19 protein-coding genes are annotated in these 19,359 nt (G+C 58.8%); 12 read left to right on the forward strand and 7 right to left on the reverse strand.

The window, feature by feature from the left end:
* Positions 1 to 172: 172 nt before the first annotated feature.
* Positions 173 to 2,026, reverse strand: coding sequence for an Lnb N-terminal periplasmic domain-containing protein (locus AC1Q6Y_RS14150; RefSeq protein WP_090451499.1), 1,854 nt, complete (start codon positions 2,024 to 2,026; stop codon positions 173 to 175).
* A gap of 232 nt (positions 2,027 to 2,258) precedes the next feature.
* Positions 2,259 to 2,747, reverse strand: coding sequence for a DUF3015 domain-containing protein (locus tag AC1Q6Y_RS14155; RefSeq protein ID WP_007970900.1), 489 nt, complete (start codon positions 2,745 to 2,747; stop codon positions 2,259 to 2,261).
* Positions 2,748 to 3,167: 420 nt separating this feature from the next.
* Between AC1Q6Y_RS14155 and AC1Q6Y_RS14160 the strand changes: the two genes are divergently transcribed.
* Positions 3,168 to 5,606 carry a Lon protease family protein gene (locus tag AC1Q6Y_RS14160; RefSeq protein WP_223500343.1) on the forward strand — a complete coding sequence of 813 codons (2,439 nt, stop codon included), beginning with the start codon at positions 3,168 to 3,170 and terminating at the stop codon, positions 5,604 to 5,606.
* A 240-nt stretch (positions 5,607 to 5,846) separates the two neighbouring features.
* Positions 5,847 to 6,188, forward strand: a complete 342-nt coding sequence (locus tag AC1Q6Y_RS14165) for a PA4575 family protein (RefSeq protein ID WP_008052055.1) — start codon at positions 5,847 to 5,849, stop codon at positions 6,186 to 6,188.
* Positions 6,189 to 6,194: 6 nt separating this feature from the next.
* On the opposite strand, the gene AC1Q6Y_RS14170 is transcribed toward AC1Q6Y_RS14165, so the two are convergent.
* Positions 6,195 to 8,024 carry a hypothetical protein gene (locus AC1Q6Y_RS14170; RefSeq protein WP_492624711.1) on the reverse strand — a complete coding sequence of 610 codons (1,830 nt, stop codon included), beginning with the start codon at positions 8,022 to 8,024 and terminating at the stop codon, positions 6,195 to 6,197.
* 171 nt (positions 8,025 to 8,195) lie between these two features.
* Between AC1Q6Y_RS14170 and AC1Q6Y_RS14175 the strand changes: the two genes are divergently transcribed.
* From AC1Q6Y_RS14175 to bamJ, 3 genes are all read left to right on the forward strand, one after another.
* Entirely contained in the window at positions 8,196 to 8,684 is a 489-nt protein-coding gene (locus AC1Q6Y_RS14175; RefSeq protein ID WP_007990463.1) for a TIGR00645 family protein, read from the forward strand.
* A 220-nt stretch (positions 8,685 to 8,904) separates the two neighbouring features.
* Positions 8,905 to 9,195, forward strand: a complete 291-nt coding sequence (locus AC1Q6Y_RS14180) for a DUF6482 family protein (RefSeq protein WP_008022513.1) — start codon at positions 8,905 to 8,907, stop codon at positions 9,193 to 9,195.
* A gap of 121 nt (positions 9,196 to 9,316) precedes the next feature.
* Complete coding sequence (gene bamJ / locus AC1Q6Y_RS14185) at positions 9,317 to 9,934, forward strand: BamJ family beta-barrel-assembly machinery protein (RefSeq protein ID WP_492624712.1); 618 nt, start codon at positions 9,317 to 9,319, stop codon at positions 9,932 to 9,934.
* Between the two features lie 138 nt (positions 9,935 to 10,072).
* On the opposite strand, the gene AC1Q6Y_RS14190 is transcribed toward bamJ, so the two are convergent.
* The 3 genes from AC1Q6Y_RS14190 to AC1Q6Y_RS14200 all read right to left on the reverse strand — a co-directional run bounded on the left by AC1Q6Y_RS14190 (position 10,073) and on the right by AC1Q6Y_RS14200 (position 12,032).
* The gene (locus AC1Q6Y_RS14190; RefSeq protein WP_008052059.1) at positions 10,073 to 10,330 is read right to left on the reverse strand and encodes a PA4570 family protein; all 258 of its coding nucleotides are present in this window, start codon (positions 10,328 to 10,330) and stop codon (positions 10,073 to 10,075) included.
* 188 nt (positions 10,331 to 10,518) lie between these two features.
* Positions 10,519 to 10,860 carry a zinc ribbon domain-containing protein YjdM gene (locus tag AC1Q6Y_RS14195; RefSeq protein ID WP_008154270.1) on the reverse strand — a complete coding sequence of 114 codons (342 nt, stop codon included), beginning with the start codon at positions 10,858 to 10,860 and terminating at the stop codon, positions 10,519 to 10,521.
* 203 nt (positions 10,861 to 11,063) lie between these two features.
* Entirely contained in the window at positions 11,064 to 12,032 is a 969-nt protein-coding gene (locus AC1Q6Y_RS14200; RefSeq protein ID WP_492587887.1) for a polyprenyl synthetase family protein, read from the reverse strand.
* 239 nt (positions 12,033 to 12,271) lie between these two features.
* On the opposite strand from AC1Q6Y_RS14200, the gene rplU reads away from it, so the two are divergent.
* The 5 genes from rplU to AC1Q6Y_RS14225 all read left to right on the forward strand — a co-directional run bounded on the left by rplU (position 12,272) and on the right by AC1Q6Y_RS14225 (position 16,031).
* Entirely contained in the window at positions 12,272 to 12,586 is a 315-nt protein-coding gene (gene rplU, locus AC1Q6Y_RS14205; RefSeq protein ID WP_003176051.1) for a 50S ribosomal protein L21, read from the forward strand.
* A gap of 35 nt (positions 12,587 to 12,621) precedes the next feature.
* Positions 12,622 to 12,879, forward strand: a complete 258-nt coding sequence (gene rpmA, locus AC1Q6Y_RS14210) for a 50S ribosomal protein L27 (protein WP_003281574.1) — start codon at positions 12,622 to 12,624, stop codon at positions 12,877 to 12,879.
* Between the two features lie 195 nt (positions 12,880 to 13,074).
* The gene (gene cgtA / locus AC1Q6Y_RS14215; protein ID WP_008052064.1) at positions 13,075 to 14,298 is read left to right on the forward strand and encodes an Obg family GTPase CgtA; all 1,224 of its coding nucleotides are present in this window, start codon (positions 13,075 to 13,077) and stop codon (positions 14,296 to 14,298) included.
* 137 nt (positions 14,299 to 14,435) lie between these two features.
* Positions 14,436 to 15,554 carry a glutamate 5-kinase gene (gene proB / locus AC1Q6Y_RS14220; RefSeq protein ID WP_057713234.1) on the forward strand — a complete coding sequence of 373 codons (1,119 nt, stop codon included), beginning with the start codon at positions 14,436 to 14,438 and terminating at the stop codon, positions 15,552 to 15,554.
* A gap of 12 nt (positions 15,555 to 15,566) precedes the next feature.
* Positions 15,567 to 16,031, forward strand: coding sequence for a CreA family protein (locus AC1Q6Y_RS14225; protein WP_492587888.1), 465 nt, complete (start codon positions 15,567 to 15,569; stop codon positions 16,029 to 16,031).
* Between the two features lie 180 nt (positions 16,032 to 16,211).
* Here the strand turns inward: AC1Q6Y_RS14225 and rpsT are convergent, their stop codons facing one another.
* On the reverse strand, positions 16,212 to 16,490 hold the full coding sequence (gene rpsT / locus AC1Q6Y_RS14230; protein ID WP_007970922.1) for a 30S ribosomal protein S20: 279 nt from the start codon (positions 16,488 to 16,490) through the stop codon (positions 16,212 to 16,214).
* A gap of 252 nt (positions 16,491 to 16,742) precedes the next feature.
* Between rpsT and murJ the strand changes: the two genes are divergently transcribed.
* Both murJ and ribF read left to right on the forward strand, forming a co-directional pair.
* Positions 16,743 to 18,281 carry a murein biosynthesis integral membrane protein MurJ gene (murJ, locus tag AC1Q6Y_RS14235; protein ID WP_057713236.1) on the forward strand — a complete coding sequence of 513 codons (1,539 nt, stop codon included), beginning with the start codon at positions 16,743 to 16,745 and terminating at the stop codon, positions 18,279 to 18,281.
* A gap of 129 nt (positions 18,282 to 18,410) precedes the next feature.
* Positions 18,411 to 19,349 carry a bifunctional riboflavin kinase/FAD synthetase gene (gene ribF / locus AC1Q6Y_RS14240; RefSeq protein ID WP_173677972.1) on the forward strand — a complete coding sequence of 313 codons (939 nt, stop codon included), beginning with the start codon at positions 18,411 to 18,413 and terminating at the stop codon, positions 19,347 to 19,349.
* Positions 19,350 to 19,359 lie beyond the last annotated feature (10 nt).

Consider the following 19,359-nt stretch of genomic DNA (forward strand, 5'->3'; position numbering starts at 1 on the left):
TTTCACTGGATGTCTGAAAGCGACTTACGGCGAGTGATAGCCTGTCTGCAACCGACGATTCTCAGTGGGAGCGAGCTTGCTCGCGATGAGGGACTGACATTCAACAAGTGTGCTGGCTGAAAGGCCGCCATCGCGAGCAAGCTCGCTCCCACAGGGTGGGAGGTGTGTCAGGTCAGTAGTGATACCACTTCAGCTCAAGCATCACTTCGTTCTCGGCCGTCGCCAAATGGCTGAATTCGCGCTGGGCGCTCAAGCGCAGTCCGAGATTGCGGGATATTTCCCATTGCTGATTCAGGCTCAGGCTACGGCGCACTTCACCATTGGTGAAAAAGTCGCCCTTGGCTTCCAGGCTCAAATTGCCCAGCGGGTTTTTCCACAGCACACCACTGTTGAACCCGGCGGCCGGGGCAATGAAAGCGGCGAAATCGTTGTTGTGCTCGATGCGCACAGTGCCCAGGGCAAATCCGAGCAGGTCATCGCCCAGTTGCCAGGTGCCACCGCCACCGCCGTTGACGTGGCTGACCAGGGTTTGGTCATCGTGCTTACCCGGCACTCGCTCCAGACCACCGGTGACTTGCCATGACAGCGGTTGCAGCAGCTCGTTACGCGGGGTCAGGGAGCGAATCGTTGCCAGGTCCAGTTGTTGCACTTGCCATTCATTGCTTTCGTACTGGCGCAGTTTCAATTGCAGGATTTCGATCTGCGCGCCAAGGGGAAAGCTTTCGTTGTTGTCGTTGAGGTCGTGATAAGCCATGCGCAAGCCGTACTCGCCAAAGGCTTTATCTCCACGGCTGCCGAGGCCGAGCTGCCAGGTGCGGGACTCATGACCGTCTTCAGGCAGGCCCGGTTGCGGGATATCCAGTTCCGGCGCCGGGTTCTGGTTGATGGCCCGCAGCAGTTCGAAGCTGCGCTGGGCGCGTGCCGGGTCGCGTTCCTGGCCATTGGCGCGGTAACGCTCCAGACGATAGGCCGCATCGATGATCATTGCCTGACGGTCGCGGGCTTGCGCCTTGAACGCCGGGTCCTGCAATTGTTTCTGATCGGCGCTGACTTTCAGCACCCACTGTTGCTCTTCAGGGTCCAACGGCTCGGCGCGGCTGAGCAACTCGCGCTCCCGGGACGGACGATACTGGATCGATTCCACCAATCCGGCATCTTTCACGGCTTTGACGGTGTCGGTCGGGATGGCGGTGAGTGGGAATTGCTCGGTCAGGCGCAGGCCCGGTCGGGCCACTTGCAGCAGTTCCAGCAAGCGGTATGAGCAGTTTTCGTCGAAGAAGAAATAGTCGAACTTGATCTGCTTCAGCTCCCAGACGTGCTCGACCATGCGCGCGGTTTCCTGTTGGGTCAGGTTCAGGCGGTACTCCCACAGGTCGCGGTTTTCCAGGCTGCGGTATTCCGAGAGCTTTTCCTGATAGGGCACCATCGCGAACAGGCCGGGATAGCCGCCCATCAGGCCTTTCCAGGCATAGATGATGCTGTTGTCCGAGCCCTCGATGTAGGCGCCGAAGTTGATCGCGTAACTGAGCAGCGAAGTCTTGTCGCTCTTCACCTCGGCCTGGTCGATGCGCAACAGGGTATGGCCGAACATCGAGGACGGGCTGTTCAGGTAAGCCGCCGGGAAGATCATCACCGCGCTGTCGGGCGAGACGTCCTTGAACCATTGCTTGAACCCGGCGCAGTCCGGCGTCGGCAGTCCGGCCAGGCCGAGTTGGTCTTTCAGCCAGCGGGTGCGGGCCGGGTAGACGCATTGAGCGTGTGTTTCACCGGCACTGGCCGGGGCGTACAAGGCTTGTACAGTCGCCGCCAGTTCATGGTCCGGATGTTCATTGCCGTCAGCGGCGAGGAAGAACTTGCGGTCACTGACATAGCTGCGCCAGCCGCCGAGCTTGGCGGTTTCGTAATGGCCCAGGGATATCCAGAAAGGGTCGTTGGCCAGTTGCTGCAAACGTTGTGGTTCGATGTGAGGCGCGGCGGATAGCGGGGCGCAGACACACAGCGCCAGCCAGGCAAGGCGTTTGAGCATAGAAGGCAACTTAAACAGGAAAAAATAAAGACCCAACGAGGTGGATGCCGTTTGCCTGTAGGAGCTGGCTTGCCAGCGATGGTTTCAAAGGCGCTGTGTTTATCCAGTAAACACGCGTGATCGTTAACGACCATCGCTGGCAAGCCAGCTCCTACAGTCAGCGACATTACCCAAAGAGGGGCAGGTCCAAAAAACAAAACCCGCTTCCCGAAAGAAGCGGGGCGGGTCGAGCTTAAGCCTGAGTCGCGTACTTGGCCAGACGAGGGTCGGCTTTGAGCACGGCCAGGGTATTGGTATGCACGTCTTCTGCGGTCACGTCAGCCTTACTGAAGATCTGCTGGAAGTGCTCGTGAGTGACGGCGGCGAAGTGCGCACGGTCTTCCGGCGCCACGCCCAGTACCACGGCATAGGTGGTCAGCGCTTCGCCCTGACCCTTGGCCATGTCTTCGGACAGCTCGTTCATCATGCCATTCATGGCAAACCAGGATTTGCCGCCATAGGTCAGCGACGCATTGGTTGCGCAACCGTTGGTGCCGGAGGTCATGCCGAAGGTTGCGTTGCCGGAGGTGCCGTTGGTGGTGGATGCCAGGAAGTGGGCTGGAGTACCACGCTGGCCTTCGAACAGCATGTTGCCCCAACCGCAATCCGGACCGCCAGGCGCTTGCGCCATGGCATTGATGGATACAGCGGTGAAGAGAGTACCAAGAAGAATCCGTTTCATAGCTTTGTTCTCTTTGTGTGCGTACCAATAGACAAGGGAGTCTGGCCTCGGCTCTGCATGCAAACTGCCTGCGCGACGATCATGCTGCGTTGAAAGCAGGCTCGGAATGCTCATGTAGGCCCCTACACTCCGCTTCCTCGCCTGCTTTCGCCTTGCCTGATCGCCGCTCGGCGAGTTTTCCTGCAGACCCTTCCGGTGCCAGTGGGCCGGTCATTAGTCCAGCCGCGCAGTTTGGAGTTTAGGCACGATCACAGGGTTCCGTGATTTTTTGCAAAACATTCATGGAAAACGGCCGCGCAAGCCCGGCCCGCCTGGGGTTGGCCGGTTGACGGTGATCAGGCCTGCGGCGCTCCTTGCCAGTCGGGCATGGGCGGCGCCAGAATGCTGCCATCTGCCCCGCCTGATTGTTAAGGAAGCCCGATGCCTGATCCTGTTGCTGCCAGCTTGCGTCTAGCGCCCGAAGCGCTGACCCGTCCGTTTTCCGCTGAACAGTTCAGCTTCTCTACCACCAATGATCTGGAGCCCTTTCGCGGTGTGCTTGGCCAGGAACGTGCGGTCGAAGCCTTGCAGTTCGGTGTGGCCATGCCACGCCCCGGTTACAACGTATTCGTCATGGGCGAGCCCGGTACTGGTCGGTTCTCGTTCGTCAAACGCTACCTCAAGGCCGAAGGCAAGCGCCTGCAGACCCCGGCGGACTGGGTCTACGTCAACAACTTCGATGAACCGCGCGAACCACGTGCCCTGGAGTTGCCGTCGGGCACTGCCGGTAACTTCATTGGTGATATCAACGGTTTGATCGACAACCTGCTGGCGACATTTCCGGCAGTATTCGAGCATCCGTCCTACCAGCAGAAGAAAAGCAGTATCGACCGCGCCTTCAACCAGCGCTACGACAAGGCCCTGGACGTCATCGAGCGTCTGGCGCTGGAAAAGGAAGTTGCGCTGTACCGCGACGCCAGCAACATCGCCTTCACCCCGATGAGCGACGGCAAGGCGTTGGACGAAGCTGAGTTCGCCCAGTTGCCGGAAGCCGAGCGCGAGCGCTTTCACGAGGATATTTCGGCACTGGAGGAGCGCCTGAACGAAGAGCTCGCCAGCCTGCCGCAATGGAAACGCGAGTCGAGCAACCAGCTGCGTCATCTGAACGAAGAAACCATTACCCTGGCCTTGCAGCCATTGTTGTCGCCATTGTCGGAGAAGTACGCCGAGAACGCGGCGGTATGCGGTTATCTGCAGGCGATGCAGGTGTACTTGCTCAAGTCCGTGGTCGAGCAGCTGGTAGACGACAGCAAGACCGACGCTGTCGCCCGCAAGTTGCTGGAAGAACAATACGCGCCGAGCCTGGTGGTCGGTCACTCGGCCAGCGGCGGTGCGCCGGTGGTGTTCGAGCCGCACCCGACCTACGAAAACCTTTTTGGCCGGATCGAATACAGCACCGATCAGGGTGCGCTTTACACCACCTACCGCCAACTGCGGCCGGGTGCCTTGCACCGGGCCAATGGCGGTTTCCTGATCCTTGAAGCGGACAAAATGCTCAGCGAGCCGTTCGTGTGGGATGCACTGAAACGCGCCCTGCAATCACGCAAACTGAAAATGGAGTCGCCGCTGGGGGAGATGGGCCGTTTTGCGACCGTAACCCTGACGCCGCAACACATTCCGTTGCAGGTCAAAGTCGTCATCATCGGTGCCCGTCAGCTGTATTACACGCTGCAAGACCTCGATCCGGACTTCCAGGAGATGTTCCGCGTCCTGGTGGATTTCGACGAAGACATCCCGATGGTCGACGAGAGCCTGGAGCAGTTCGCCCAGTTGCTCAAGACCCGTACTTCCGAAGAAGGCATGGCACCGCTGACCGCTGATGCGGTGGCACGTCTGGCGACCTACAGTGCACGTCTGGCCGAGCACCAGGGGCGCTTGTCGGCGCGTATCGGTGACTTGTTCCAACTGGTCAGCGAGGCGGACTTCATCCGCCATCTGGCCGGCGATGAACGGACCGACGCGGGGCATATCGAGCGCGCGCTCAAGGCCAAGGCCACACGGACCGGTCGTGTGTCAGCGCGGATTCTCGATGACATGCTGGCCGGGATCATCCTGATCGACACCGCGGGCGCGGCGGTCGGCAAGTGCAATGGCTTGACGGTGCTGGAAGTCGGCGACTCGGCCTTTGGTATACCGGCGCGGATTTCCGCCACGGTGTACCCGGGCGGCAGCGGTATCGTCGACATCGAGCGCGAGGTCAACCTCGGGCAGCCGATCCACTCCAAAGGCGTGATGATCCTTACCGGCTATCTGGGCAGCCGTTACGCCCAGGAGTTTCCGCTGGCGATTTCCGCGAGCATCGCCCTGGAGCAATCCTACGGTTATGTCGATGGCGACAGTGCTTCCCTGGGCGAGGCCTGCACCCTCATTTCGGCCTTGTCGAAAACCCCGCTCAAGCAGTGCTTTGCCATCACCGGTTCGATCAACCAGTTCGGCGAAGTGCAGGCGGTCGGTGGTGTCAACGAGAAGATCGAGGGCTTCTTCCGTCTGTGTGAAGCCCGTGGGTTGACCGGTGAGCAGGGGGCAATCATTCCTCACGCCAACGTCGCCACCCTGATGCTCGATGAGAAGGTGCTGGCGGCGGTGCGTGCGGGTCAGTTCCATGTCTACGCGGTCCGTCAGGCCGATGAAGCATTGAGTCTGCTGGTCGGCGAGCCGGCCGGCGAACCGGACGAGAATGGCGAGTTCCCTGAAGGCAGCGTGAACGCGCGGGTCGTGGAGCGCCTGCGGGTTATCGCGGAAATGATCAGCGAAGATGATCTCAAGGAAGCCGAGAAGGAGTTGGCGCAAGAGGCTTTGGCGGAAACCAAGCCGGCCTGATGCAGTAATCCATGTGGGAGCGAGCAAGCCCGCTCCCACATTTGTTTGTGTGAACCCTGGAAAAGCGTCGTCGAACTGACGTCAATATTCACACTATGACCATTCGGCGCCTTTCGGTCTTGTCTCGGCCTGCAAGGCAGACTTTTCTTCTATTCTCTGCTCAAGGATATCGACGTAATCACAGGATCGAAACAGCCTTCCCATGGGGGCTGAATACCGGATCTACCGAGGGTCGCCGCCATGTCGCGCAACCTCTGCCTCACCCGTCAATGCCTGGGCCTTGTGACCCGTATCGAATGTGCCATCCGTCCATTGGCGGGAGATACGGGCATGTGGACTCTGTTGTTCGCCGCCGGAATGGCCGGTGAACAACCTTCGGCCATCAAGGCCCAAGGCCCGTTTCACGGTCCGTTCGTCGCTGAATCAATCCTCGACACCATCGTTGAAAGCCTGACCCTGCACGGCTACGAGTTGGCCGACGATCCGCAAATCTGGTGCCTGCACCTGCAAGCCCAACTGCGGGAAATCAACGGTGGTCGCTGCCGGAACATGGGCGGCTTCGAGTTTCACCCCGAGCACTGAGTGGCACTATTGATCAAGGCGCGTCATGTCGGCCTTGTCGAGTTTGACTTCGAAACCATATTGCACGGTGGTGAGATCAGTGCGCTGATAGGTTTCCAGGCGCGTAGGCTGCCCGTAGAAGTAATGCACGGAAAACTGCGCCGGCCCCTGTGCGCTCGCGCCATGACTGACCGATAGAATCTCCTTCAAGTAACTACCGCTGTCGTCCTTGGCGAAAAAGCGCCAGTCCTGGGCGGGAAATACCTTCAGGTCCACTACCAGTGCATTGTCTTTGAGCGCGAGGCCCTTGGGCAGTTGACGGGCTTCGACGGTTTGCTTGTCGACCGTGGCCAGGAACATCGGCATCGAGCCCACCGCATAGGCCGGGGTTTGTGGAAACAGATTCAGATCGTAAGTGATGGTGCCGCGCAGGGGATCGATCTGGTACGCCTCTGACGGCAGTTCGATCGGCTCGTCGCGATTGCCACGAGTGTCTTCGGTAAAGAAGCTCACCGGACTTTCACCGGGGTTGAACGATGTACCGAGCAGCTCATCGTTGAAGGTACGCAGGTGAGTGAATTCGATTCGCGCAGCGCTGGGGTCGTCGACCGACTGACTGATGCTGACGTTCTTTTTCAGTTGTTCCTCACTCAGCGTTGCCCCTTTCAGCCAGCCCGCCGCCTGGTCGTCATAGACCACCACGGACAGGTTCAAGGGCTGGATGGACTTGTCCGTGGTATAGGCATCGAAGCGCCGGATCGGCAGGTCGAGGTCCTTTCGGGTGACCGTGACGGCGGAAAAATCCAGCATGCTGACTTCGAGAGTTTCGATCGTCCCGTTGAAGTACACCTTCGAATAATGTCGAGCCTGCTGTTTCTCAAAGTTGCGTTGTTCTTCATCGAGCTGTTTTTCCAGGGACTCGCTCCAGCTCTTTTGCTGCTGCATCTTGGCCAGTTGCTGCTGATAGAAGGCAATTTGTACCGAGGTTTCGTTGATTGAACCGGCGCGCGCGATGAATTGCCCGGTGCTGTCCCTGGCCTGGACGATCAGCGGGTTGAGCGGTGTTTCACTGACTTCGGAGGCCAGCGGCGTGCTGTTGTTGTATTCGATTTCCGCGTAGTTGTTCGTCAATGTGAGGAGGGTGACGCTCAGGTTGTCATTGGTGCGGGTCTGGCCTACGTCCTTTTTCGTCAGGTCGAAGCTGTAGAGGCGGCGTGGCGCGATGACTTCGACTTTACCTTGCAGGCTCACCGGTTGCGGTTGCTGCTTTCTGTCAATGTCGAGGCCTTCGATGAAGGGGTAGGCCACGGTCAGGTCATCGGGGTTGGTCAGGTTGGAGCTCGATGGGCTGAGCTGAATGCCGGGGTCGGTTTCCGACCATTCCGGCTGGAAGGGAATCACTCGTTTGTTGCTTAGCGTGACCGACTGCCATTCCAGGCCATGGGGAAACAAAAACGCGGCAGGAACGCTGAACGTGAAGGGGAACACTGGCTGCAGATCGATCAGATAGTCGGAACTGGAGTCCTTTTGCAGCACGAACAACCCGTTGATGTAGGTGTCGACCAGGGCCTGCGGGCTCGGGTAGTGCTTGAGCATGGCGAGGGCGTCTTCGCCGTATTCGGTTTCCACCGGCTTGCTGTCGAGCTTGAGTTGCGCGCGTTCGAGCAGCAGCAGTGAGCCACCCAGTTCCGACACGGCATCCTTGAGCTTCGGATCCTGAATGGCGTCCAGCGACTTTTCGAACTGCGCGGTTTTTTCTTCGAGGCTGACCTGGCGTTTTTCTTCGCTGGGTGAGCAGCCGCTCAGCAGCAGCGCCAGGCAAATTCCGGCACTCGTCAAAGGCAATTGCACATCCATTTCCAGTCTTCCTGTCCGACATCACTGAGCAGTCAATGATTTGGACACTAGCAGAAAAACTTTGATACACAGGCGCAGGTGGCGGATTTCTCGACGGTTTCTGGCTGCTTCTGGGTATGGACGGGGGGCTGGTATACTCGCCGCCATTTCCAGTCCAACGTGTGAGATTCAATGGAACGCTTTATCGAAAATACAATGTACGCCTCGCGCTGGCTGCTGGCGCCGATCTATTTCGGCCTGTCCCTCGGGCTGCTGGCGCTGGCACTGAAATTCTTCCAGGAAGTCTTCCACGTCATCCCGAACGTGTTTTCGATGGCCGAATCGGACTTGATCCTGGTGCTGCTGTCGCTGATCGACATGGCCCTGGTGGGCGGTTTGCTGGTGATGGTGATGATTTCCGGCTACGAAAACTTCGTCTCGCAACTGGACATCGACGACAGCAAGGAAAAGCTCAACTGGCTGGGCACCATGGACTCTTCGTCGCTGAAGATGAAGGTGGCCGCATCGATCGTGGCGATCTCGTCCATTCACCTGCTGCGCATCTTCATGGACGCCAAGAACGTCGATCCCGAGCATTTGCAGTGGTATGTGATCATCCACATGACCTTCGTGGTCTCCGCATTTGCCATGGGTTACCTGGATAAAGTCACCAAGCACTGATTTACCCATCTGCTGTAGGAGCGAGCTCGCTCGCGATGGACTCAAGATCGCCGCGGGGTGTCAGGTTTCCCGCGTCATCGTTGGCGACCATCGCGAGCGAGCTCGCTCCTACAGAGGGGCGCGATGAAACAGACGGGCGGCGTGGTTTGTGGCTTGTGCTTTGATGCGCCGAGGCCTATCCCTGTAAGTATGTTGGTTCGCCACTGCGTGAGGTGCGTTCATGACCCTGCATGAGTTGAATGCGTATGCCGTCGCCGGGAAGGTCGATGAGCTGAACCTGATCTCGATGGAGGGGGGCATCTACCTGTTGGAGGCGCGGATGCATGGCGCGGCGTATCCATTGAGCGATACCCACGGACACATGATGAGCCTGCGTTCGGTGGAGCATGCCCGTGATGTGCTGCGCTCCTTTCCCAAGTTGCACTTCAACCTTGTGCACACGGTCGTGCACGACGAAATGTGCGGTCTGGTTGCCGATGTTGAGGAAAACCTGAAGGTGCCGATCGCCTGAGGTCCCTCATCAAAGGCATGACATCTGTGCTAGTCTGCTGGCCCTTTTGGTTCCGGGCGCTCCGGGACGCGCTGTGCACGCATGGCAAGTTCCCGAGCCGTCCGCACAGCGGAGCAGTGTCATGTCCGAAGTAAATCTGTCCACCGACGAAACCCGCGTCAGCTACGGTATTGGCCGTCAGCTGGGCGACCAACTGCGCGACAACCCGCCACCGGGCGTAAGCCTGGACGCGATCCTGGCAGGTCTGACCGACGCATTCGCCGGCAAACCAAGCCGTGTAGGTCAGGAAGAAATGTCCGCCAGCTTCAAAGTCATCCGCGAAATCATGCAGGCCGAAGCTGCAGCCAAGGCTGAAGCGGCTGCTGGCGAAGGCCTGGCCTTCCTGGCTGATAACGCCAAGCGTGAAGGCATCACCACTCTGGCTTCCGGCCTGCAGTTCGAAGTCCTGACCGCTGGCGAAGGCGCCAAGCCATCCCGTGAAGACTCCGTGCGTACTCATTACCACGGCACCCTGATCGACGGCACAGTGTTCGACAGCTCCTACGAGCGCGGCCAGCCAGCAGAGTTCCCGGTTGGCGGCGTGATCGCCGGCTGGACCGAAGCCCTGCAACTGATGAACGCCGGTAGCAAATGGCGCCTGTACGTGCCGAGCGAGCTGGCATACGGCGCTCAAGGCGTTGGCAGCATTCCACCGCACAGCGTACTGGTATTCGACGTCGAACTGCTCGACGTTCTGTAAGACCCGCTGATTACCTGTACCTGTAGGAGCGAGCTTGCTCGCGATGGGCGTTAACGATAACGCGGCCATCCTGAATGAACGCGGTGTGTTTGAGTTCTTCGCGAGCAAGCTCGCTCCTACAAAGTTTTGCAGCGTTTTTCATATTTCGATCTTGTGGTGCAGTTCACTGTGCGGGCGCAACGCCCTGGCATAGCAGAACAGAAACAGATTACGCACCAGTTCCTTGAGCACCACCGGCTCGCTGGAACTCAGGCCATTGAGGTCAAGATCACCTTGGTCCTGCAGTTCGCTCAAGGCTTCTTCTTCAAGCACGGCACAGACTTCCCCGGTTTCCCGATGCAGGATCCTGAGGTAAGGGTGTGGGCGGTCCAGCCAGGCATCGATCAGATAAGTCATGGTTCTCATCTCCATTGAAGGCTTGATGAGAATAATTATTATTCATCAAATAGCAAGGGCCTATTGGCGGTTTGCGCTTTTTTCCGGGTAAAGATTGCGTCAGGTCAAACCGACCGGCGTTTGGCTTTATTGGGTGAAGCGGGGAGGGAGGGCATCCCGCGCCAGGCGCGGGATGGATAACAGCAGGCTCAGACTTTTCTGACGAACTCGGACTTGAGTTTCATCGGGCCGATGCCGTCGATCTTGCAGTCGATGTCGTGATCGCCATCGCACAGGCGGATATTCTTGACCTTGGTGCCGACCTTGACCACCAAAGACGTACCCTTGACCTTGAGGTCCTTGATCACGGTGATGGTGTCGCCGTCTTGCAGGACGTTGCCGACCGAATCCTTTTTCACTGTGTCATCGGACACCGCTTCGGCTTCACCGCTGGCGGACCATTCGTGGGCGCACTCGGGGCAGATCAGCTGGGCGCCGTCTTCATAGGTGTATTCGGAATTGCATTTTGGGCAGGGTGGCAACGTGCTCACTAAGGCTCCTTGGATTCAGGATCGCTAAAAAGCGCACATTGTATAGGGTTTTAGCCGGGAGGGGTGCAGCGCAGGAAAACCTGTGGGGAACAAACCTGTGGGAGCGAGCTTGCTCGCGATGGCGTCCTTTCAGTCAACAACAATGTTGAATGTAAGTGCCTAGTCGCGAGCAAGCTCGCTCCCACAGGGGGCTTGCAGTGTTGTCAGTGCGTACGCGCGACCGCGAACTCGCTCAGTTCAACCAGTGCGTCGCGGTACTCGCTGGCAGGCAGCGCTTCGAGACACTGGATTGCGCGTGCCACATAGTCGCGTGCCAGTTGCGCGGTGTACTCCAGCGAGCCCGAGGCTTCCACAGCTTCGCGGATGCTTTCCAGGTCTTCGATTCCGCCTTTCTGGATCGCCTTGCGCACCAGGGCGGCCTGTTCCGGCGTACCTTCGCGCATGGTGTAGATCAGTGGCAGGGTCGGCTTGCCTTCGGCCAGATCGTCACCGACGTTCTTGCCCAGGGTTTCGGCGTCGCCTTTGTAGTCGAGCAGGTCGTCGACCAGTTGGAAGGCCACGCCCAGGTGATCACCGAATGTACGCAGGGCTTCGGCCTGTTCCGGCGTGGCCTGGCACAGGGCGGCGGCGCTGTGGGTCGAGGCTTCGAAGAGCATCGCGGTCTTGCCGCGGATGACTTCCATGTAGGTTTCTTCGGTGGTGCTGGCGTCCCGCACCTTCGACAGCTGCAATACTTCGCCTTCGGCGATGATGCGCGTGGCTTGCGAAAGGATCTTCATCACCGGCATCGAGCCAAGCTCGACCATCATTTCGAATGAGCGCGAATACAGGAAGTCACCGACCAGTACGCTTGGCGCGTTGCCCCACATGGCGTTGGCGGTCGAGCGGCCACGGCGCATGCCGGACATGTCGACCACATCGTCATGCAGCAGGGTGGCGGTGTGCAGGAATTCAATGGTCGCGGCCAGCAGGCGCAGGTCATCGCCTTCGCGGCCCAGGGCCTTGCCACACAGCAACACCAATAAAGGGCGCAGGCGTTTGCCGCCGGCCGAGGTAATGTAATCGCCGATTTTCGATACCAGCGGCACTCGGGAAGTCAGCTGCTTCTTGATGATGCCGTCGACGGCGCTAAAATCGTCCGCCACCGCGCGGTAGAAAGCTTGGGGTTGCATCAGCGACAGTCGCTCCAGAAGGGTTGCGCGGCATGCTAGGACCCACGCTTGCAGGTGTCAAGGCGCGATGGACGGCCTCTTGCAAGGCTAGCGTGGCTTGCGTACAATCGCGCACCCTGAACTTCCTGGGCAGCACCTGCCTTACGCAATTGCAAGCGGGCCTCCAGCCCCATGCAGCCATGCCAGCCAATACCTCTTCTTATAAAGAGCTGGGTGAGCAGGATTATCGGAGAAATACCATGTCTTATGCAGTAATCGTTACTGGCGGCAAGCAGTACAAAGTCGCCCCAGGTGAATACCTGAAGATCGAAAAACTGGAAATCGCTACCGGCGAATCCGTTACCTTTGATCGCGTTCTGTTGGTTGCCAACGGTGACGACGTGAATATCGGCGCTCCAGTTGTTGCTGGCGCTACCGTTGTGGCTGAAGTGATCTCCCAAGGTCGTCACGATAAAGTCCGCATCATCAAGTTCCGTCGCCGTAAGCACCACATGAAGCGTATGGGCCACCGCCAGTGGTACACCGAGATCAAAATCACCGGTATTCAGGCTTAATTACAGCCTAATTCCTCACTAGGAGAATTGAACTCATGGCACACAAAAAAGCTGGTGGTAGTACCCGTAACGGTCGCGACTCAGAAGCCAAACGCCTTGGCGTGAAGATGTATGGCGGCCAGGCTATCAAAGCAGGCAACATCATCGTGCGTCAGCGCGGCACCCAATTCCACGCTGGCTACGGCGTTGGCATGGGTAAAGATCACACCCTCTTCGCTAAAGTCGAAGGCGTGATCAAGTTCGAAGTAAAAGGCGCCTTCGGTCGTCGTTACGTGAGCGTAGTCGCAGCTTAATTGCGCGATCGCTGGAAAAGCCCTGTCTCGCGACGGGGCTTTTTCGTTTGTGGGGTGAGTCTCTTGCAAAGCTGTTTGTATGGGCTGTCGGCGTACGATGTAGGTATCGTGGTTCAGGGTCGCTGCGCTCATTTTTGCAAGAGTCTTATGTCTTGATTGTTTTTCGGCTCGTCCGTATGGCGAGAGGCGTTTGTTATGAAGTTTGTTGATGAAGTATCGATTCGCGTAAAGGCTGGTGATGGCGGCAATGGCGCCATGAGTTTCCGTCGGGAAAAATTTATCGAGAACGGTGGCCCGAACGGCGGTGATGGCGGCGACGGCGGTTCCATCTACATGATGGCCGACGAAAACCTCAACACCCTGGTGGACTACCGTTACACCCGGCACTTCGATGCCGAGCGTGGCTCCAATGGCGGCAGCACCGACTGCACCGGCAAGAAGGGTGAAGACCTGATCTTGCGTGTTCCGGTCGGCACCACGGTGATCGACTCCGCGACTCAGGAAGTCATCGGCGACCTGACCAAGGCCGGTCAGAAATTGATGGTGGTGCAGGGCGGCTGGCACGGTCTGGGCAACACCCGTTTCAAATCCAGTACCAACCGTGCGCCGCGCCAGACCACTCCGGGCAAGCCGGGCGAGCAGCGCGACCTGAAGCTGGAAATGAAAGTACTGGCTGACGTAGGTCTGCTGGGTTTGCCGAACGCCGGTAAAAGTACCTTTATCCGTTCGGTTTCGGCTGCCAAGCCGAAAGTTGCCGACTACCCGTTCACCACGCTGGTGCCGAACCTGGGTGTGGTCAGCGTCGATCGCTGGAAGAGCTTTGTCATTGCCGATATTCCGGGTTTGATCGAAGGCGCTTCCGAGGGTGCTGGTCTGGGCATTCGCTTCCTCAAGCACTTGGCGCGTACGCGTCTGCTGCTGCACCTCGTGGACATGGCGCCGCTGGATGATGCCAGTGCACCGGATGCCGCTGAAGTGATCGTCAACGAGCTGATCAAGTTCAGCCCGTCCCTGGCGGAGCGTGATCGCTGGCTGGTGCTGAACAAGTGCGACCAGATCCTTGATGAAGAGCATGATGCTCGCGTCAAGGAAATCGTTGATCGCCTGGAATGGACTGGTCCGGTCTACGTGATCTCGGCCATCTCCAAGCTCGGTACCGAGCGTCTGTGCCACGACATCATGCGTTACATGGAAGATCGTGCCGATCGCCTGGCCAATGACCCGGCCTACAAGGAAGAGCTGGCTGATCTCGATCAGCGCATCGAAGATGAAGCTCGCGCGCAACTGCAGGCGCTGGATGATAAGCGTGCCCTGCGTCGCAGCGGCGTGAAGTCGGTCCACGACATCGGCGACGATGACTGGGACGAAGAAGATGTGGATGACGAAGACGGTCCGGAAATCATTTACGTGCGTGACTGATTCGTTGCGATAAACTTAAGCGCCGCTCAATCGAGCGGCGTTTTGGTATCTGGAAATCGATTGTTGGCCACGAGTAACCACGAATAACGTCACGGGCAGTGCTAGGTCGCGCTGCCCTCAAGCTAAGGTTGAAGATGATGCGGAGCAAGGTGACAGGTGCGCAGCGTTGGGTCGTGAAGATCGGCAGCGCTTTGCTGACGGCGGACGGCAAAGGCCTGGATCGCGCGGCAATGGGTGTCTGGGTTGAGCAGATGGTGGCCTTGCATGAGGCGGGCGTCGAGCTGGTGCTGGTGTCCTCCGGGGCGGTGGCGGCCGGCATGAGCCGTTTGGGCTGGACCTCGCGACCCAGTGCGATGCACGAACTTCAGGCTGCCGCCGCAATCGGCCAGATGGGGTTGGTGCAGGCCTGGGAGTCGAGCTTCGCCAAGCATGGCCGGCATACCGCGCAGATTCTCCTGACTCACGATGACTTGTCCGACCGCAAGCGCTACCTGAACGCCCGCAGCACCTTGCGTGCGCTGGTCGAGCTGAAGGTTATCCCGGTGATCAACGAGAATGACACCGTGGTCACCGACGAAATCCGTTTTGGCGACAACGACACCCTGGCGGCGCTGGTGGCGAACCTGGTCGAGGCGGACTTGCTGGTGATCCTGACGGATCGCGACGGCATGTTCGATGCTGATCCGCGCAACAATCCGGATGCCCAGCTGATTTACGAAGCGCGCGCCGATGATCCGGCGCTCGACGCGGTGGCGGGTGGCACCGGTGGTGCGCTGGGACGTGGTGGTATGCAGACCAAATTGCGTGCTGCGCGTCTGGCGGCCCGTTCCGGTGCTCACACCATCATCGTTGGCGGGCGGCTTGAGCGTGTGCTGGATCGCCTCAAGGCGGGCGAGCGCATCGGCACCCTGCTGTCGCCGGAGCGCGGCATGTTGGCGGCGCGCAAGCAGTGGCTGGCCGGTCATCTGCAAACCCGTGGCACTCTGGTGCTGGATGCGGGTGCGGTGACTGCGTTGTCTCAGGGCAACAAGAGCTTGCTGCCGGTTGGGGTCAAATTGGTGCAGGGCAGCTTCCGTCGCGGCGAGATGGTGGTTTGCGTGGCGCCGGACGGTCGCGAGATTGCCCGTGGCCTGGCCAACTACAGTGCGCTGGAGGCGCAAAAAATCATCGGTCAGTCGTCTGAGGCGATTGTCGGTCTGTTGGGTTACATGGCGGAACCGGAGCTGGTTCACCGCGATAACCTGATCCTGGTCTGAAGGAATACCTGAATGCGCGTGGCAAAAGGATTGTTGGGATTGCTGGTGGCGATGCCGCTGCTGGCGTCGGCCGAAGAGATCGGTCAGGTGTCGACGGTGTTCAAGTTCGTCGGGCCGAATGACCGGATCGTGGTCGAGGCCTTTGATGATCCCAAGGTCGACGGCGTGACCTGCTATCTGTCGCGCGCCAAGACCGGCGGGGTGAAGGGTGGTCTTGGTTTGGCCGAGGACCGTGCCGAAGCGTCTATCGCTTGCCGGCAGGTCGGACCGATCAGCTTCAAGGGTGAGCTCAAGGATGGTGACGAGGTGTTCAAGGAGCGCACGTCCCTGGTGTTCAAGACCATGCAGGTGGTGCGCTTCCTCGACAAAAAGCGCAATACGCTGGTGTACCTGGTGTACAGCGATCGCCTGATCGAGGGCAGTCCGCAGAATGCGGTGACGGCGATTCCGATTTTGCCTTGGGCGCACGCTCAGTAATTTCACGCAAGTCAAACTGTGGGAGCGAGCCTGCTCGCGATGACGGATTAACATTCAGCATCTACATTGGCTGGATATCCGCTATCGCTAGCAGGCTCGCTCCCACAGTTTTTTTGTGCCCATAAAATCGCAGGCAATAAAAAACCGACCCTGAGGTCGGTTTTTTAATGAACGAGTCGCTTAGGCAGCAGCGGCAACGTTCAGGGCCTTCACGTGGCCATTCAGGCGGCTCTTATGACGAGCGGCCTTGTTCTTGTGGATGATGCCTTTATCGGCCATACGGTCGATAACTGGCACAGCCAGAACGTAAGCAGCTTGAGCTTTGGCAGCGTCTTTTGCGTCGATGGCCTTAACTACATTCTTGATGTAGGTACGAACCATGGAACGCAGGCTGGCGTTGTGGCTGCGACGCTTCTCAGCCTGTTTTGCACGTTTTTTGGCGGAAGGTGAGTTGGCCACCGTCGAGCTCCTCGAAAGACTTTTTAGGAAATAGCAAACAAAATAGGCCGCGAATCATGCCGATGAGTTGAGGTCTTGTCAAGGGCGGTTGAGACGTTCCGCTAAGTGGTAGGTGCTACACCTCTGGATATTTCTTTCCAGCGTGCGACCTGTAAACTCGCGAGCTTTGGCTCTGTGCTGTTGCGGCGCGGAGTATCGCATAAGTGGGCGCGTAGTTCGCCTGCTGTTTATCGACAGGCACAAACTCTTTCAATGAATCTGCTCAAATCGTTGGCCGCCGTCAGCTCTATCACGATGCTTTCCCGGGTTTTGGGATTTGTTCGTGACACCCTAATTGCACGTGCATTCGGCGCGGGAATGGCGACCGACGCCTTCTTCATCGCCTTCAAACTGCCCAATCTGTTGCGGCGGATTTTCGCCGAAGGGGCGTTTTCCCAGGCATTCGTACCGATTCTTGCCGAATATAAAAGTCAGAAAGGGGATGAGGCGACGCGAACCTTCATTGCCTATGTTTCCGGCCTGCTGACGCTGGTGCTGGCACTCGTCACGGCGTTGGGCATGATTGCCGCCCCGTGGGTCATCTGGGTGACCGCGCCGGGTTTCATCGATACGCCCGAGAAGTTCGAGCTGACCACGAGTCTGTTGCGGGTGACCTTTCCTTACATATTGCTGATTTCCCTGTCGTCGCTGGCGGGTGCGATCCTCAACACCTGGAACCGTTTTTCGGTCCCGGCATTCGTGCCGACGCTGCTCAACGTCAGCATGATTATTTTTGCGTTGTTCCTGACACCGTACTTCGATCCGCCCGTAATGGCGCTCGGTTGGGCGGTGCTGGTGGGTGGCCTGGCACAGTTGCTCTATCAACTGCCGCACCTGAAAAAGATCGGCATGCTGGTGTTGCCGCGCCTGAACCTGCGCGACAGCGGCGTCTGGCGAGTGATGAAGCAGATGTTGCCGGCGATTCTCGGGGTGTCGGTGAGCCAGATCTCGCTGATCATCAATACGATTTTCGCTTCGTTCCTGGTCGCGGGTTCCGTGTCCTGGATGTACTACGCCGACCGTTTGATGGAGTTGCCATCCGGCGTGCTGGGCGTGGCGCTGGGGACGATTCTGCTGCCGACTCTGGCCAAGACTTACGCCAGCAAGGATCGCCACGAATACTCGCGCATCCTCGATTGGGGCTTGCGTCTATGCTTCGTGCTGGTATTGCCTTGCGCCTTCGCGCTGGGGATTCTGGCCGAGCCGTTGACGGTTTCGCTGTTCCAGTACGGTCAGTTTGATGCGCATGATGCGGCCATGACTCAGCGCGCGTTGATCGCCTATTCCGTCGGTTTGCTCGGAATTATCGTGATCAAAGTGCTCGCGCCGGGCTTTTATGCGCAACAAAACATTCGCACGCCGGTAAAAATCGCAATTTTCACGTTGGTCGTCACTCAGTTGTTCAACCTGTTGCTGATCGGTCCGCTGGCTCACGCGGGCCTGGCGCTCGCCATCAGCGCTGGCGCCTGCCTCAATGCAGGGCTGCTCTTCTATCAGCTGCGTAAACAGCAGATGTACCAGCCGCAACCGGGCTGGGCAAAGTTCGGCTTCAAGCTGGTGGTTGCGGTAGCGGTGATGTCTGGCGTGTTGCTGGCAGGGATGCATTTCATGCCGGCCTGGGGCGAGGGGCAGATGCTTGAGCGTTTCCTGCGTCTGGGTGCCTTGGTCGTTGCCGGTGTGGTGGCTTATTTCGGCATGTTAGTGTTGATGGGCTTCCGTTTGCGCGACTTCAATCGCAAGGCGCTGGGCTGAGGTTCTGGCCTTGATAAACACGGGCGAGCCGGCGGTTTTGTCGGCTCGATCACTTTGGGTTACGGTGTTGCCTGTCGTCGGCCGCCGGGTGTGGTTATAATCGACCACTTTATGAGCAAGAAGCGCGTTATGCAGCTGGTTCGAGGCCTCCACAATCTGCGCCCCCGGCATCGGGGCTGTGTCGCCACTATTGGCAACTTTGACGGTGTACACCGCGGCCACCAGGCTATCCTGGCGCGCCTGCGTGAGCGTGCACTCGAGTTGGGCGTGCCCAGCTGCGTGGTGATTTTCGAGCCGCAACCGCGAGAGTTCTTCGCTCCGGACACCGCGCCGGCCCGTCTGGCCCGCCTGCGGGACAAGCTGCAATTGCTGGCTGCCGAAGGCGTCGACCGTGTTCTGTGCCTGGCTTTCAACCAGCGCCTGAGCAAGCTCAGTGCCAGTGAGTTCGTCGATACCATTCTGGTCGATGGTCTTGGCGTCCAGCACCTGGAGGTCGGGGATGACTTCCGTTTCGGCTGTGACCGCGCGGGAGATTTCGATTTCCTGCAACAGGCCGGCATCGTTCAGGGTTTTACCGTCGAGGCGGCGCAAACCGTTGAACTGGATGGTATTCGCGTCAGCAGCACTCAGGTCCGCAATGCCCTGGCCGCAGCTGATTTTGCCTTGGCCGAGCGACTGCTAGGTCGCCCGTTCCAGATTACCGGGCGGGTACTCCACGGCCAGAAGCTGGCTCGCCAGTTGGGTACGCCCACGGCCAACATACAACTCAAGCGCCGTCGCGTTCCGCTTTCCGGGGTTTACCTGGTCAACGTCGACATCGACGGCAAGACCTGGCCAGGCGTCGCCAATATCGGCGTACGGCCAACGGTACAAGGTGATGGCAAGGCCCACCTCGAAATACATCTTTTAGATTTTGCCGGCGATCTGTATGACCGGCGTTTAACGGTGGTTTTCCACCACAAGCTGCGTGAAGAGCAGCGTTTCGCCTCTCTGGAGGCGTTGAAAACGGCGATCAACGCGGATGTCGCCGCCGCCCGTGCACTAGCCGCACCTAGCGCCCATCGCTAATGAAGAGCCT

It is taken from the genome of Pseudomonas sp. GW823-FHT06E10 (assembly GCF_058794995.1).